General features: G+C 68.8%; 11 protein-coding genes. 6 read left to right on the forward strand and 5 right to left on the reverse strand.

What is annotated here, in order from left to right; genetic code table 11:
- Positions 1–3: 3 nt before the first annotated feature.
- Positions 4–996, forward strand: coding sequence for a LysR family transcriptional regulator (locus AC1Q6E_RS17770; RefSeq protein ID WP_152800086.1), 993 nt, complete (start codon positions 4–6; stop codon positions 994–996).
- Here AC1Q6E_RS17770 and AC1Q6E_RS17775 read toward each other — a convergent pair.
- The 3 genes from AC1Q6E_RS17775 to AC1Q6E_RS17785 form a co-directional block, all read right to left on the reverse strand.
- On the reverse strand, positions 902–2,089 hold the full coding sequence (locus tag AC1Q6E_RS17775; RefSeq protein WP_152800051.1) for a YeeE/YedE family protein: 1,188 nt from the start codon (positions 2,087–2,089) through the stop codon (positions 902–904). The genes AC1Q6E_RS17770 and AC1Q6E_RS17775 overlap by 95 nt on opposite strands.
- Positions 2,086–3,006 (reverse strand): sulfurtransferase, encoded by a 921-nt coding sequence (locus tag AC1Q6E_RS17780; RefSeq protein WP_152800049.1) that lies wholly within the window; start codon positions 3,004–3,006, stop codon positions 2,086–2,088. Before AC1Q6E_RS17780 ends, AC1Q6E_RS17775 begins: the two co-directional genes overlap by 4 nt.
- Before the next feature lie 117 nt (positions 3,007–3,123).
- On the reverse strand, positions 3,124–4,035 hold the full coding sequence (locus AC1Q6E_RS17785) for a LysR family transcriptional regulator (RefSeq protein ID WP_296554782.1): 912 nt from the start codon (positions 4,033–4,035) through the stop codon (positions 3,124–3,126).
- Positions 4,036–4,141: 106 nt separating this feature from the next.
- Between AC1Q6E_RS17785 and AC1Q6E_RS17790 the strand changes: the two genes are divergently transcribed.
- Together AC1Q6E_RS17790 and AC1Q6E_RS17795 are read left to right on the forward strand one after the other, a co-directional pair.
- Entirely contained in the window at positions 4,142–5,098 is a 957-nt protein-coding gene (locus tag AC1Q6E_RS17790) for a Bug family tripartite tricarboxylate transporter substrate binding protein (protein ID WP_492573202.1), read from the forward strand.
- On the forward strand, positions 5,095–6,516 hold the full coding sequence (locus tag AC1Q6E_RS17795) for an MmgE/PrpD family protein (RefSeq protein ID WP_296554780.1): 1,422 nt from the start codon (positions 5,095–5,097) through the stop codon (positions 6,514–6,516). Before AC1Q6E_RS17790 ends, AC1Q6E_RS17795 begins: the two co-directional genes overlap by 4 nt.
- On the opposite strand, the gene AC1Q6E_RS17800 is transcribed toward AC1Q6E_RS17795, so the two are convergent.
- On the reverse strand, positions 6,513–7,445 hold the full coding sequence (locus AC1Q6E_RS17800) for a LysR family transcriptional regulator (protein ID WP_152800041.1): 933 nt from the start codon (positions 7,443–7,445) through the stop codon (positions 6,513–6,515). The two genes, AC1Q6E_RS17795 and AC1Q6E_RS17800, sit on opposite strands and share 4 nt — an antisense overlap.
- 171 nt (positions 7,446–7,616) lie before the next feature.
- On the opposite strand from AC1Q6E_RS17800, the gene AC1Q6E_RS17805 reads away from it, so the two are divergent.
- From AC1Q6E_RS17805 to AC1Q6E_RS17815, 3 genes are all read left to right on the forward strand, one after another.
- Positions 7,617–9,038 carry an amidohydrolase family protein gene (locus AC1Q6E_RS17805; RefSeq protein ID WP_296554779.1) on the forward strand — a complete coding sequence of 474 codons (1,422 nt, stop codon included), beginning with the start codon at positions 7,617–7,619 and terminating at the stop codon, positions 9,036–9,038.
- Entirely contained in the window at positions 9,035–10,024 is a 990-nt protein-coding gene (locus AC1Q6E_RS17810; protein ID WP_296554778.1) for a tripartite tricarboxylate transporter substrate binding protein, read from the forward strand. Before AC1Q6E_RS17805 ends, AC1Q6E_RS17810 begins: the two co-directional genes overlap by 4 nt.
- A 116-nt stretch (positions 10,025–10,140) precedes the next feature.
- Positions 10,141–12,315 (forward strand): hypothetical protein, encoded by a 2,175-nt coding sequence (locus AC1Q6E_RS17815; protein ID WP_492573203.1) that lies wholly within the window; start codon positions 10,141–10,143, stop codon positions 12,313–12,315.
- A gap of 12 nt (positions 12,316–12,327) precedes the next feature.
- Here the strand turns inward: AC1Q6E_RS17815 and nudC are convergent, their stop codons facing one another.
- The gene (gene nudC, locus AC1Q6E_RS17820) at positions 12,328–13,275 is read right to left on the reverse strand and encodes an NAD(+) diphosphatase (protein ID WP_152800033.1); all 948 of its coding nucleotides are present in this window, start codon (positions 13,273–13,275) and stop codon (positions 12,328–12,330) included.
- Between the last annotated feature and the right edge of the window lie 66 nt (positions 13,276–13,341).

The raw sequence follows: 13,341 nt of genomic DNA on the forward strand, positions 1-13,341 counted from the left end.
CCCATGAACCAGGCCGATCTGAAGCTGTTCGTCGAAGTGGCCGAAAGCGGCAGCTTCACCAAGGTCGCGGCCGCGCGCATGACCGTGCAATCACACATCAGCCGCCAGATCGGCAACCTGGAGCGCGAGTGCGGCGGCAGGCTGTTCCGCCGCACCGGCCGGGGCGTGGTCCTGACCGAACTGGGCGAGCACATCATCGCCCGCGTGCGGACCTGGCTGGCCGACACCGACCAGTTGTTCCGCGAGATCCGCTCCACATCCCCGGTACCCATGGGCGAGGTCCGCCTGGGCATCCTGCCTTCGGCCGCCCATCCGCTCCTGACCACGCTGTTCGGCCGCGTGCGCGAACAGTACCCGCTGATCCGCCTGAACGTGCGCGAGGGGCAGGGCGGAGAACTCGACGCGCTGCTGGACGCGGGCCTGGTCGACATGGCCATCCTGTTCCGCTTCCACAAGCCGGCCAGCGCGGAGGAACGGCTGCTCGCCACCGGCCACACCTATCTCGTGGCGCGTCCGGGCGACGCGCTCACCCAGGCGCCTTCCGTCGACTTCGCCAGATTGCAGGACCTGCCCCTGGTGCTGCCCCGGCGGCCCGCCCATTGGCGCGCGATCCTGGACGAAACCGCGCGCAGCAAAGGCTTCGCGCTCCAGGCGGTGATCGAGGCCGACTCGCTGACCGCGCAAAAAGAACTGGCCGCCACCCAGTCGGTGTATGCCGTCCTCGGCCCTTATTCGATCATGCACGAACTGCGCCAGGGATCGCTGCAGGCCACCCGCCTCGTCAATCCCGACCTGCGCCGCTACGTCACCCTGGCCCTGCCGAAATCGGGCGTGATGACGCCGGCCTGCCGGGCCGTCTCGACCATGCTGCAGGACATCGTCGAACAATGGGGCGGCGACCTCAGTCCGCCCGGGACGCCAGCAGCCGCCAGCCCACCCACAGCCCGCCGCCGCAGGCCAGCGCGAACACCCAGCCGGACCCGGCCGCGGCCATGATGCCGGACAACAGCGTGCCCACCGTGCAGCCCAGGGCGACCAGGGCGCCCCAGCCCATCAGGACGCCGCCCAGCACGGCGCGGACGGCCTGGCCCGCGGACGGCAGCCGGGGGCGGAATTCGCCGGCCGCCAGCGCCGACGCCAGCGATGCCAGCACCAGCCCGCCCACGAATACGCCGTTGCGGGACAGAAGCGTTTCCTTGACCGCGGTGGCGCAGCCCGCGAAGGTATCCAGGCCCTCCAGCCGGGCCGGGAGCCACCCCTGCGCGGCACCCAGTGTGCGCGCCAGGCTGCCCAGCTCGGCGGTCACGCCCAGGGGCGCCACCCTCAGATAGGCCAGGACGCCGATCCCCGCCACCAGCGCTCCGCCGGCAAACCCCGGCCACCGCGCATCGAAGAACATCTCGGACAGGCGCCGGGATCGCATCGATCCGGCCGCCGCGGTCCCGGGCTGCCGGTGGCGGCGCAGCAACCACGCCGCCACGGCGGCCAGCACCGCCACTTGCAGCAGCAGCGATCCGCCATAGCCCAGGTAGTGGGGCAGCCACCATACCGGTGCCGCCTGGATGGCTTGCAGATAAAGGAAGTTCCACGAGGCGAAACCCAGGCCGAATCCCGCGACGGCGCCGAGCAAGGCCAGCACCGACGCCAACGAGCCCTCGCCCAGCCGGTACAGATGCGCGCTGATGCAGGAGCCGCTGACCGCCATGCCCAGGCCGAACACCGCGGCGCCGAGTACCAGCACCCAGCTGACGGGCCCGATATGCGCTCCCGCCGGCAATTGCCCGCCTTGCGGAACGGGCAGGAAGGCGCCGAACACGGCGTGGTAGCCGATCGTCCCCAGCGCCAGCGCCGTCACGATCCCCAGCAATCCCCGCGCATCGCGAACCTGCAGATAGTCCCGCGTGACGCAGTAGAAGCAGAACCGGGACCGCTGCAGGACCAGTCCGAAAAGCGCGCCGCTGGCCAGCGAAAAAGCCAGGATGCGGCCGTCGCCGGGCACCTCGGACAGGCTGAAGCCCGCCAATGCCAGCGCCGCGCCGATCAGGACGGCGGCCGCGCCCGGCAGGCGCGCGCGCAAGGCAACGGTCAAGTGCTGCCCCAGACCGTGCCGGCAGGATTGCTGATGGGCACGCCCACCGTATTGCCGTACTCGGTCCACGAGCCGTCATAGTTGCGGACGTCGTAGCCCAGCAGCTTGCGCAGGGCGAACCACGAATGGCTGGAACGTTCGCCGATGCGGCAATAGGTAATGATGGGCTTGCGGCCGTCGATGCCCGCATCCGCGTACAGCTTGCGGATCTCGGCAACGGGCTTGAAAGTGCCATCCTCGGCCACCAGCCGGCTCCACGTCACGTTGACCGCCCCTGGCACGTGGCCGGCGCGCACCGCCAGTTCAGGCACGCCCGGAGGCGCGAACACCTTGCCGTTGAACTCATCGGCGGAACGGATATCCACCAGCGCCACGTTGGCCTCCTTGCGCGCGGCCGCCACGACGTCGGCCAGGCGCGCCCGCAGCGCGGTATTGGCTGGCCGGATGGACACGTTGCCGGGGGCGGGCACGGTCGCGGCGGCCGCGAGCCGGCGCCCTTCGGCTTCCCACTTCTTGCGGCCGCCGTCCAGCAGCTTCACGTTGTCGATGCCATAGATATCGAATACCCAGGCCCCCCAGGCGGCGAACCAGTTGTTGTTGTCGCCGTAGAGCACGGTGATGCTGTCCTGGCTGACGCCGGACTGGCGCAGCAGCGCCTGGAAATGCTCCGGCTTGGCGATGTCCCGCTCGACCCGGTCGACCAGGTCGCTATGCCAACGGACATTCACCGCGCCCGGGATGTGGCCGCGCTCGTAGACCCCGGGGTTGACGCTGACCTCGATGACCCGCACCTTGGGATTGGACAGGTTCTTCTCCAGCCACTCGGTCGAAACCAGATGCGGACTGTCGGCATGAGCCGGCGCGACAGCGGCGGCAAGAGCGGCTAGGGCAGCCGCGAATAGCGTGCGTAGCGACATGGTGGCGATCTCCGTTGCGCCGTGGATGAGCACGAACCTTAGCGAGAGCCGCCAGCCGGACGAACGATTCCTTTTCTATATGTACATTTCCCGTTCAGTTTGTTGTCAGAAATGGCGTCACCCGCCAGAGGCGGCGTCCGGTCCCGGCAACAGGCAGGCCAGGATCCGGCCCAGCAACGGCGACACGCGATCGGGCAGCCAGGCCAGGCCCAGCACCAACTGGCCCTGGCTGCGCGGCAGCACCCGGCAGCGGGTGCCCGGCGCGAGATAGGACCGGTAGGTGCTGGGCATCAACGACACCCCCAAACCCGCTTCGACGTACCGGATCAGGCCATAGGCGTTGCGGACGCTGTGCCGGGCCAGCGGGATGAAGCCCGCGGCGCGGCAGCACGCCAGTTGCGCCGCGTGCAGCTGGCTGGCATGGACGGGCGAGAAACCGACAAAGGGCAGTGGACCCATGGCCTCGAGCAGGTTGTCGTCGGCAACGCCGTCGAGCGCCGCGAAATGGTCGGCGTAGATCAGCGCCAGCGGATCGGCCAACAGCGGGGCCACGGCGATGCCGCTGCCCTCGGCCGGCAACTGGATGATGCCGGCGTCGAGCGTGCCGTCCGCCAGGGCAAGCAGTTGCTCGCGCGTGGGCAGGTCCTGCACTTCCACATCGAGGCCGGGAATGGCGCCGCGCACGCGTGCCAGCACGGACGGCAACAGGCTTGCCTGCCCGCTGCTGACGCACCCGAGCCGCAACACGGAAGAACCCGCCGCCGCCGCGCGCTGGGTCTCGGCCACCGCGCGCGACAACCGGTGGAGGATCTCGGTGGCATGGGCAAGGAACACTTTGCCGGATTCGGTCACGCGCACGCCGGCCGCATCCCGGTCGAGCAGGCGCATGCCGAGCGTCTCTTCCAGTTGGCGCACCTGCACCGACAACGGCGGCTGCGAGATGTTCAGCGCTTCGGCCGCCTTGCGGAAACTGCCCGCTTGCGCGACGGCGACGTAGTACCTCAATTGGCGCAACTCGATCGCTCGCATATCCACCGTCCTTGATAGCGTTCCGCTAATGCCCGCTGACGACAAAGATATTGGACGCCCCGGCGGAGCCCGGCGGATCATGCCCCCACTTGAGGAGGAGGCATTCATGAAAATCACGACATTGGCCCTGTGCATCGCATGGGCAAACCTTTCCGCGGCCGCTCAGGCCGCGTGGCCCGAACGGCCCGTCCGGCTGGTGGTTCCCTACACGCCGGGCGGATCGGTCGATACGCTGGCCCGCCTGGTGGCCGATGAAATGGGTCGCAATCTATCACACCCCATCATCGTCGAGAACAAACCCGGCGCCTCGGGCATCGTCGCCTCGCAGCACGTGGCGCGCGCCACGCCCGATGGCCACACCCTGCTTTTCCACGCGTCGAGCCAGGTATCGCTGCCGCAGGTCGACGCGAACGCGAAGTACGACGCACTCAAGGATTTTTCCCACATCGCCTTCATCGGCGAAGTCCCGCTGGTCGTGGCCGTGCCGGCCAATTCGCCCTACAAGACCCTGCGCGACCTGCAGCAGGGGGCGCGCGCCGATTCGCGCCTGTCCTGGGGCACCTCGGGCATCGCCACGGCCAGCCACCTGGCCGAGGAACTGCTCAACCGCGACCTGGACATCAAGATGGAGGTCGTGGCCTATCGCGGCGCGGCGCAGCAGTTGACCGACATCATCGGCGGCCACGTCGCCGCCGGCGTCTCGCCGGTACCCGGCGCCTTCCCCTATCTCAAGGCCGAACGCCTGCGCGCGCTGGCCGTCACCAGTCCGCAACGGCTGAAGACGCTGCCTTCGGTGCCGACCGCGGCCGAAAGCGGCCTGCCCGGCTTCGAATTTTCGTCGTGGTACGGGTTATGGGGGCCGGCCGGCCTTCAGGATGCGCTCGTCCGCGACATCCACGCCGCCGTTCACAAGGCGCTTTCCAGCGACGCGATCCGGAAGAAATTCGACGAACTGATGGTCGAACGCGGCGACGACTCGCCCGCCGCCCTGCGCGCCAAGGTACAGACGGAATCCCGCCTGGTCGAGCAACTGGTCAAAGACAACAGGATCGTCATCCAATGAGCGCTTCGCCTTCCGACGCGGCCGACATCACCGGCGCGCTGAGCGCCTTCTCGGCGGAGCTGGACATCGCCCGGGCGCCCGCCGCCTGCCTGGACAAACTCAAGCTGTGCGTGCTGGACGCGGTCGCCTGCGTGGTACAGGGCAGCACCCTGCCCTGGTCGCGGACGGCGGCGGCCGTCATGACCGCGCAATCGGCCGCGGGTACCGCCCGCGTGTTCGCCTCGAACCGGACGGCCGACACGGCGGCGGCGGCTTTCGCCAACGCCACCGCGGGCCACGGATTCGAGCTCGACGACATCCACAAGGAATCCATCCTGCACCCGGGATCGCTGGCGGTGCCGGTCGCGCTGGCCTGCGCGCAATCGGAGCCGGCCTGCGGTCCCGACCGCTTCTATTCCGCGCTGCTCGCGGGCTACGAGACCGGCTGCCGCGTGGGCAGCGCGAGCGCCATGCCGCTGTTCTTCCGCGGCTTCCATCCGCAGGGCACCGCCGGCGCCTTCGTGACCGGCGCCACCGCGGCACGCTTCCTGGGACTCTCCGCCGAACAGACGCGCCACACGTTCGGCATCGCCGGTTCGCTTGGCGCCGGGTTGATGGCCTCGCAGGAAGGCGCCATGGTCAAGCGCGCGCACGCGGGCTGGGCCGCCTATGCGGGCGTGCTGGGCGCGCGCCTGGCGGGCAGCGGATTCACCGGCATACGCAACGTGGTCGAAGCGGAATACGGCGGCTTCCTGTCGGCGCACGGGGGAGTCGACGCCGACCGGTCGGTGCGCGACCTCGGACAGACCTGGGAAACCCTGGCGGTGGGCCACAAGCCCTATGCCTCGGTCACCAGCATCCACGCGGCGCTCGATGGCGTGCGCCGGACGCTGGCCGCCAGCGGCGCCGCGCCCGGGGACATCGAGCGCCTGCGCATAGGCGTCAGCGCGATGACGCTGGCCCATTGCGCATGGCCGTACCAATCACAAAGCGCGACGGCCGCGCAGATGAACATCTATTTCTGCGTCGCCAGCCTCGTGCTGTACGGCGATGTGTTCCTGCGCGCCTTTCTTCCCGACCGGCTGGCCGACCCCGCCATCCTGGCCTTCATGGAACGGATCGAGGTCTGCATCGACGACACGATCGAGCAGGGAGGGCCGCCGCTGCGCCACGGCGCGCGCGTGACGCTTGCCGCGCACGGGAAGACCTACGTACACGAGGAATTGCATCGCCGCGGCAGTCCGGAAAACCCGATGGGCACGAGCGCCTTGCGTGAAAAATTCCACCGGGTGCTGGGCGAAGTGCTCGCCGCCGACCTGGTCGAGGAACTCGGCGCGGCCATCCTCGCCTCCGACAGCGAGCGAGGATGGCGCGACATGCTGCGCGCGCTGGATGCGGCGGCCGCCATGGCGGCCGCGCGGCCCACCGTGGACATCTAGCGGCGATCCTGCTCCCCCAGCCGCCAGCGCGCATCCCGCTCGAAGCTCACCGACACGAACTCCACGAACTCGCGTATCTTCAGCGACGAATGCCGCGGCCTGGGATGGATGACGTATAGCGTGCGCGACGCCGGCGTCCAGCCGGGCAGCACCGGCACGAGCCGGCCTTCATCCAGGGCCTGGGCGATCATGAAGGTGGGCAGCATGGCCAGGCCCGAGCCGCCCAGCAGCGCATCCTTGAGCACCTGGCTGTTGTTGCTGCGGAAGCTGCCGCCCACGTGCACCATGCGTTCGGTCCCGCCGTCGGAGAAATGCCACTCGTCCGGGGCCGGCCCCCGATCGTAGATCAGGCAATCGTGCCGTTTCAGGTCCTGCGGCGCGCCGGGCGCCCCGCAGGCGGACAGGTAGCCGGGCGATGCCGCCACGGTGCGCGTCATGCGGGCGATGGCGCGGGTGGCATGCGTGGGATGGTTGACGTACTTCTGGTTGCTGCCCAGGGCCAGCGCGACGTCGAAACCCTCGTCGTCCAGGTCGACGAAGCGATCGTTCAGCGTCATCTCGACCTTGACGGCGGGGAACTGCCGCAGGAATTCGCCCACCATGCCCCCGAAGCCCGCGTAATCCAGCGACACCGGCGCGCGCACTTTCAACACGCCGCGCGGCATGGTCTGCATGGACGCGGCGGACCGCTCGACTTCCTCCAGGTCGTCCAGCAGCCGCGCGCATTGCGCGTAGTAGCTGCGCCCCGCCTCGGTCACGTTCAGGCGGCGCGTGGTGCGGGCCACCAGCGAGGTGCCCAGGTGCAGCTCCAGCCACGTCAGGTACTTGCTGACCGACCCCACCGACATGCCCAGCTGGCGCGCGGCCAGCGTGAAGCTTTCGTGCTCGACGACCTTGCGGAACACCGACATCGCCACGAACCGGTCCATATTTTTTCCGGATTGGAAAACAATTTTTTGATCCGACGATGTTTATCGCCCATGTGGAAAATGTCAACATGGGTTTCACGCAGTCGCGCGCGTCCTGCCTCCGCCAACCCGGCGACCCACGGCCAGCTGGCCCGGGTCCCGGGATCTCCGCCATCGCATCCGAGAGGACACATGAGCCGCACGCTGATCAGGAACGCTTCCATTCTTTCCATGGACCCCGCCGTGGGCGACCTCGCCCGGGCCGACATCCTCATCGACGGCGACAAGATCGCCGCCATCGGCCCCGGCCTCCAGGCGGCCGCCGACGAAGTGGTGGACGGCACCCACCGCATCGTCATGCCGGGCCTGGTCAACGCCCACATCCACACCTGGGAATTCCAGCTGCGCGGCATCGGCGCCGACTGGGTCGGCAGCCGCGACTACCACGCCAACCTGCACAAGAAGCTGGCTACTTACTACACCGCGCGCGACGTCTACCTGGGCAACCTGCTGGGCGCGCTGAACCAGCTGCGCAACGGCACCACCACCATCGTCGACTGGTGCCACATCCTGCGCGACGCGGAGATGACCGACGCCGCGATCGACGCGCTGGAAGAGTCGGGGATCCGCGCCGTGTTCGCGCGCGGCACGGTCAAGCCGCCCGAGCGCGAAGGCGCCGTTCCCTACTACAAGCAGCCTTTTCCCCGCGACGAGATCCATCGCCTGCGCACCGGCCGGCTGGGCACCGACGACGGCCTCGTCACACTGGCCATGGCCATCCTGGGCCCCGATTGGGGCGAGTACGACGTCGCCGTCCACGATATCCGCCTCGCTCGCGAGTACGGCCTGTTCAACTCCGCCCACACCTATGGCCGCAAAGGCAAGCGCGTGGTCGAGGACGGCTATCCGCGGCTGGCCCGCGAAGGCCTGCTGGGCCCGGACCACAACATCGGCCACGGCAACTGCTTCGACGACGCCGAACTGAAGATCGTGCTGGACGCCGGCTGTACCATCACGGCCACCAACCTGACCGAGATGTTGAACTACGAGAAACCCGCCATGCTGGGACGGCTGGTCAAGCACGGCGCCACGCCTTCGCTGGGGACCGACTGCGATCCCTACTTCAACAGCTCCATGCTCTGGGTCATGCGCCATGCGTTCCTGCACCAGCGCGAACTCGACAACCGCAGCCTGTTCGCCGAAGGCAACTGGCCGGCCAAGACCCAGCACTCCACCCAGACGCGCGATGCCATCCACTGGGCCACGCTGGGCGGGGCCAAGGCATTCGGCCTGGACAAGAAGACCGGTTCGTTGTCGCCGGGCAAACAGGCCGACCTGATCATGATCGACACCCGCGGCATGAACATCTTCCCCGCCAACGCCGGCGGCGATCCCGCCCACATCGTCGTCATGTACGCGGAAACCTCGGACATCGAGAACGTCATGGTGGCGGGCCGCTTCGTCAAGCGCGACGGCCGGCTCGCTTTCGACGCCGGCCGTCTCGCCCGCCTGACGGACGAACTGCTGGCGTCCCGCCTGCGCCTGTTCCAGGACGGCTCCTTCAAGAGCGTGCCGGTCGAGCGCGGACCCCAACCCGGGAGGTTCCTGGTATGACACGCCGCCGATTCATCCACGAGCTGGCCACGCTGGCCGGCGCCGCCGCCACCATCCCGGGCGCCCGCGCGCTGGCCCAGGATGCGTGGCCCGCCAAGTCCATCCGCCTGATCCACGGCTTCACCGCCGGCGGGGCGGTGGATATCCAGGCCCGCCTGCTGGCGCAGCAGCTGACCGAACGCCTGGGCCAGACCGCCTACGTCGAGGGCAAGCCCGGCGCCGGCGGCACGCTGGGCGCGAACTTCGTGGCCAAGGCCCCGCCCGACGGCTACACGCTGTTCTTCATGGCTTCGGGCCACTCGGCGGCGCCCGGACTGTACAAATCGCTGCCCTTCGACCCGGCCGGCGACTTCACGCTGGTCTCCATGGTCACCCGCAGCCCCTTCGTGATACTGGCCGGCCCCGCCGCGAAGTCAGCCACGGTGCGGGACCTCGTGGCCGACGCCAGGGCCAGGCCGGGGGGCATCGACTTCGGCACCGGCGGCATCGGCACCGGCATGCACCTGGCCGCGGTGCTGTTCCAGTCGCGCCTGGGTGTGCAAATGACCCATGTCCCGTACAAGGGCGGCAACGCGCCCACGATGGCACTGATGGGGGGCGAAGTGCCCTACATCTTCACATCCCTGGCCGGCAACGCGATGAACCTGATCCAGGCCGGATCGGTCAGGCCGCTGGCCGTCACGTCCATCGACCGCTATCCCGGCCTGCCCGACGTGCCCACGGTGGCCGAAACGGTGCTGCCCGGCTTCGACGTCAGCGCGTGGTACGCCCTGGCCGGCCCGCGCGGCCTGCCGGCGGCGGTCGTGCGCAGGTTGAACGAGACCGTGGCGCAGGCGCTGTCGGACGCCGAGATGATGGCGGCGCTGAAGAAGCAGGCGGCCTCGCCCTGGCACACGACGGCCGCGCAGGCCCAGTCCTTCGTGGCCGAGGACATCCAGCGCTGGACGCAGGTGATACGCAGCGAGAACATCGCGCCAGAGACCTGATCAATGATCCCGCCCCAAAACCCCTTGTTTTAGGGATCGCCCCTCTTCCTCGTGCATGCCAAGCTTCCGGGCCGTCCGGCCCAGGACGGCTCAGTCATCACGAAGGAAGTTCTGCAATGAATCCGGACCGGCGCGCGATCCTCAACCTCGGCATGGCGGGCACGCTGCTGGCCCTGCTGGCCGCCTGCGGCGGATCCGGCGGCGCGGACCCGGCCGGCCAGCCCGACGGCGACGCCGAGGACTACCGGCACGCCACCGGTATCGACACGTTGCCCGCTTCGTCGCCTCTCGATCTCGACGCCCTGGCGCAACCCACCGACGCGCAGAGCTTCGGCGTGCGCGTCATGCTGGGCGGCCTGCCCCAGGCCGGCGTGCGCGTCCAGGTCCTGGATGTGCGCGGCGCCCTGGTCGACGAAGGCCTGGCCGACGCCCAGGGCTGCTTCCAGTCCACCCGGATCGGCCGGCGCTTCCTGATGGCCGTCGCCCAGACCCCGCAGGGCGAGCTCTATGGCTTCGAATACAACCACGAAACCAAGACCGATCCCGTGATCGACGTCAATCTCGTGCCCACGCTCGCCTTCCGGCTGTCCGAGCGGCTGAAGCTGGCGTCGCCCAACGCCATCGATTTCGTCGTCAAGGAATTCCTGGGCCTCGATTATTCGGTGCTGCTGTCCGACCTGGAGGCGCGCGGCGCGGCCATCGACCAGGACCGGCTGCGCCAGGAAGCCGTCGCGTCCGGGCTGGGACTGCAAGGCTACCTGGATGCCACGGTCGAAACGATCGTGCGGGCCATCGACCAGGGCTTCCCGCCCGCCGGCGAAACAGCGTCCGCATCGGCCCGCCGGACCTTGCCGCTTGCCGAACCGGAGGTCTCCTGCGACGACGTTCCCGAATACGACGACGGCGTGGACGAGAACATCCCCCCGGACCTGGCCGAGCTGATCCGCAAGCACTGGTCCAGGCCCGCCAAGGCCCTGCTCGCGTTCGCGCTCAAGAAGGCGGCCAGCGCCATGGGCTTTCCCATCATCGGCGATGTCGGCAACCTGATCCTGGGCGCGCTCTTCCCCGCCAGGAATCCCGTGCTGGACGCCGTGGCCGCGCTGGACTCGCAGATCAAGGGCCTGGCCCGGTCGATCGAGGAATTGCTGCGGCGCCAGGCCCAGGCCGAATTCAACCGGACCTTCGACGCGGTGCGGACAGCGTTCAACACCTTCGACAGCACCAAGACGCTGATCGACGAGACCAACGCGTTCTACAAGAAAACCGGTACCCCGATCGACGACAACTACCGCCTGACGATGACCACGCAGTGCCTGGCGCTGTTCCTGCGCGAGTCGGCGCTGATCGAGGCCCACAACCAGTTCGTCGGCCTGGGCTCGTTCGCCAGCGCCGGCGTGTTGAACCGCTGGATGCCGGTGGGACAGGGGGAAAAGTTCTACACCGCGGCCATCCAGCAGCAGTACATCGACCTGCTGGACTGGTACCAGGCCCGCAACGCGCTGGCCTACGGCTATCTGATCGACGCCTACGATGCCTACGCCAGGCTGACCGGCGGCGCCGTCAACACCTCGCGCATCCAGCAGTTGAAGGAACGCCTGGAGCGCCAGACGGCCAACGTCGAGAAGCTGCGGCCCAGGTACCTGTACAGCCAGAAACAGTTCCTGGACGTCGGCAACCGGCTGACCTGGGTAGGCCGGTGCAACCAGGCCGACTCCTTCCTCGACCTCATTCCCGCCGATGTGAAGACCACGCCCGGATGGCATCCGGGGCGCCTGGACGTGGCCAGGATGATGCGCCACGAGCAGACCGATCCGTGCGAATCCAGGGGCGTGCCGACCGGCAATGCCAGCCTGGGGCCGGACCTGATCGCCGCCTTCGCGTGGCGGCTGCCCACCAAGAAGAACCTGGAAGACTCCTTCGCCAATCCCATCAAGCAGAAGTACGGCAAGACATTCAACCTGAAGACCTTCGCCTACGACTTCCAGTTGTCGCGGGCGGCCAGCTTCTTCCTGCCGGACTCGGACACCCCGGCCGAGGCCCTGCTCAGCTCGGGCCTGAAATCCATACGCGTGAAGATTTCCCGGGGCTATTACGTGCGGCACTTCGAGGGAGACGTGTTCGCGTTCCAGAGCCTGTCGGCCCGCAAGCAGATCATCGACAAGCGGGGCAAGGACAAGCACTCGGGACCGCCGCTGTACTTCTTCCCCGTGGCCACCGTGACGCCGGACCAGTTGAACGCCTTCCTGCCCTGGACGGTGTATGACAAGGCGATCAAGACACTGGCTGCCTGACCCCCTCCCGGGTCAGTCCAGCCCGGGACCGGTACCGTCCGCGAAGGCCCGCACCAGGTGGTGGGCGATGGCGTAGGGCCTGGGCGCGGACAGGCCCTCGGGATGCGTACCGTCCAGCATCAGGCGGACTTCCTCGCGCGTGAACCACCGCGCGTCTTCCAGCTCGTTGCGGTCTATCACGATGTCGGTGCCCCGCGCGCGGGCGAAGCAGCCTATCATCAGCGACGACGGGAAGGGCCAGGGCTGCGACGCGAAGTAGGCCACCTCGGCGCAGGCGATGCCGGCCTCCTCGCGGATCTCGCGCCGCACGGCATCCTCGATGGTCTCGCCCGGCTCCAGGAAACCGGCCAGGGCCGAGTACATGCCCGCCGCGAATCGCGGCTGCCGGCCCAGGAGGCAACGGTCGCCATCCACGGCCAGCATGATCACCACCGGATCCACGCGCGGGAAATGCTGGGCGCCGCAGGCTGGACAATCGCGGCGCCAGCCTGCACAGGACACGCGGCTGGGTTCGCCGCAGTTGGCGCAATAGCGATGCCGGTCGTGCCAGCTCAGGATGGCCTTGGCGCCGCCCAGCTCGCCCAGCACGTCGGGCGGGAACAGGCCGCGCATGGCGATGCTGCGCAGGTCCAGCAGCTCCAGCCCGGGCTGCGCGGCGGCCGCTTCGGCCAGGCCGCCGTCCAGCGCCACGGCGAACAGCGCGCGGCCCTGCTCGTCCTGCCCCAGGAAGATCTCCTGCCGCGCGGGCCCCAGGCCGATCCAGGCCTCGGCGGCGAACACGGGCGAGGGCGCGGCGCCGCTCACGTCCAGCAAGGGCACGTCGCCGATGAAGACCATGAACCGGGCCGCCGCATCGTGCCGGCGCGCCCGGATGAACTCGGCGTCGGCCCGCGCCTCGGACATGCGGTCGAGCGGATTGAGGCCGAAACCCACGGCGGCGGAACGATCGAAGAATGGCATGGAATGGGGCGGCCACGCGCAGCGCGCCGCCGCAGAGTCGTCTGATCGACGATTCTAACGCCGCGC

Source organism: Pigmentiphaga sp. MLSB6-MA01 (genome assembly GCF_058793475.1).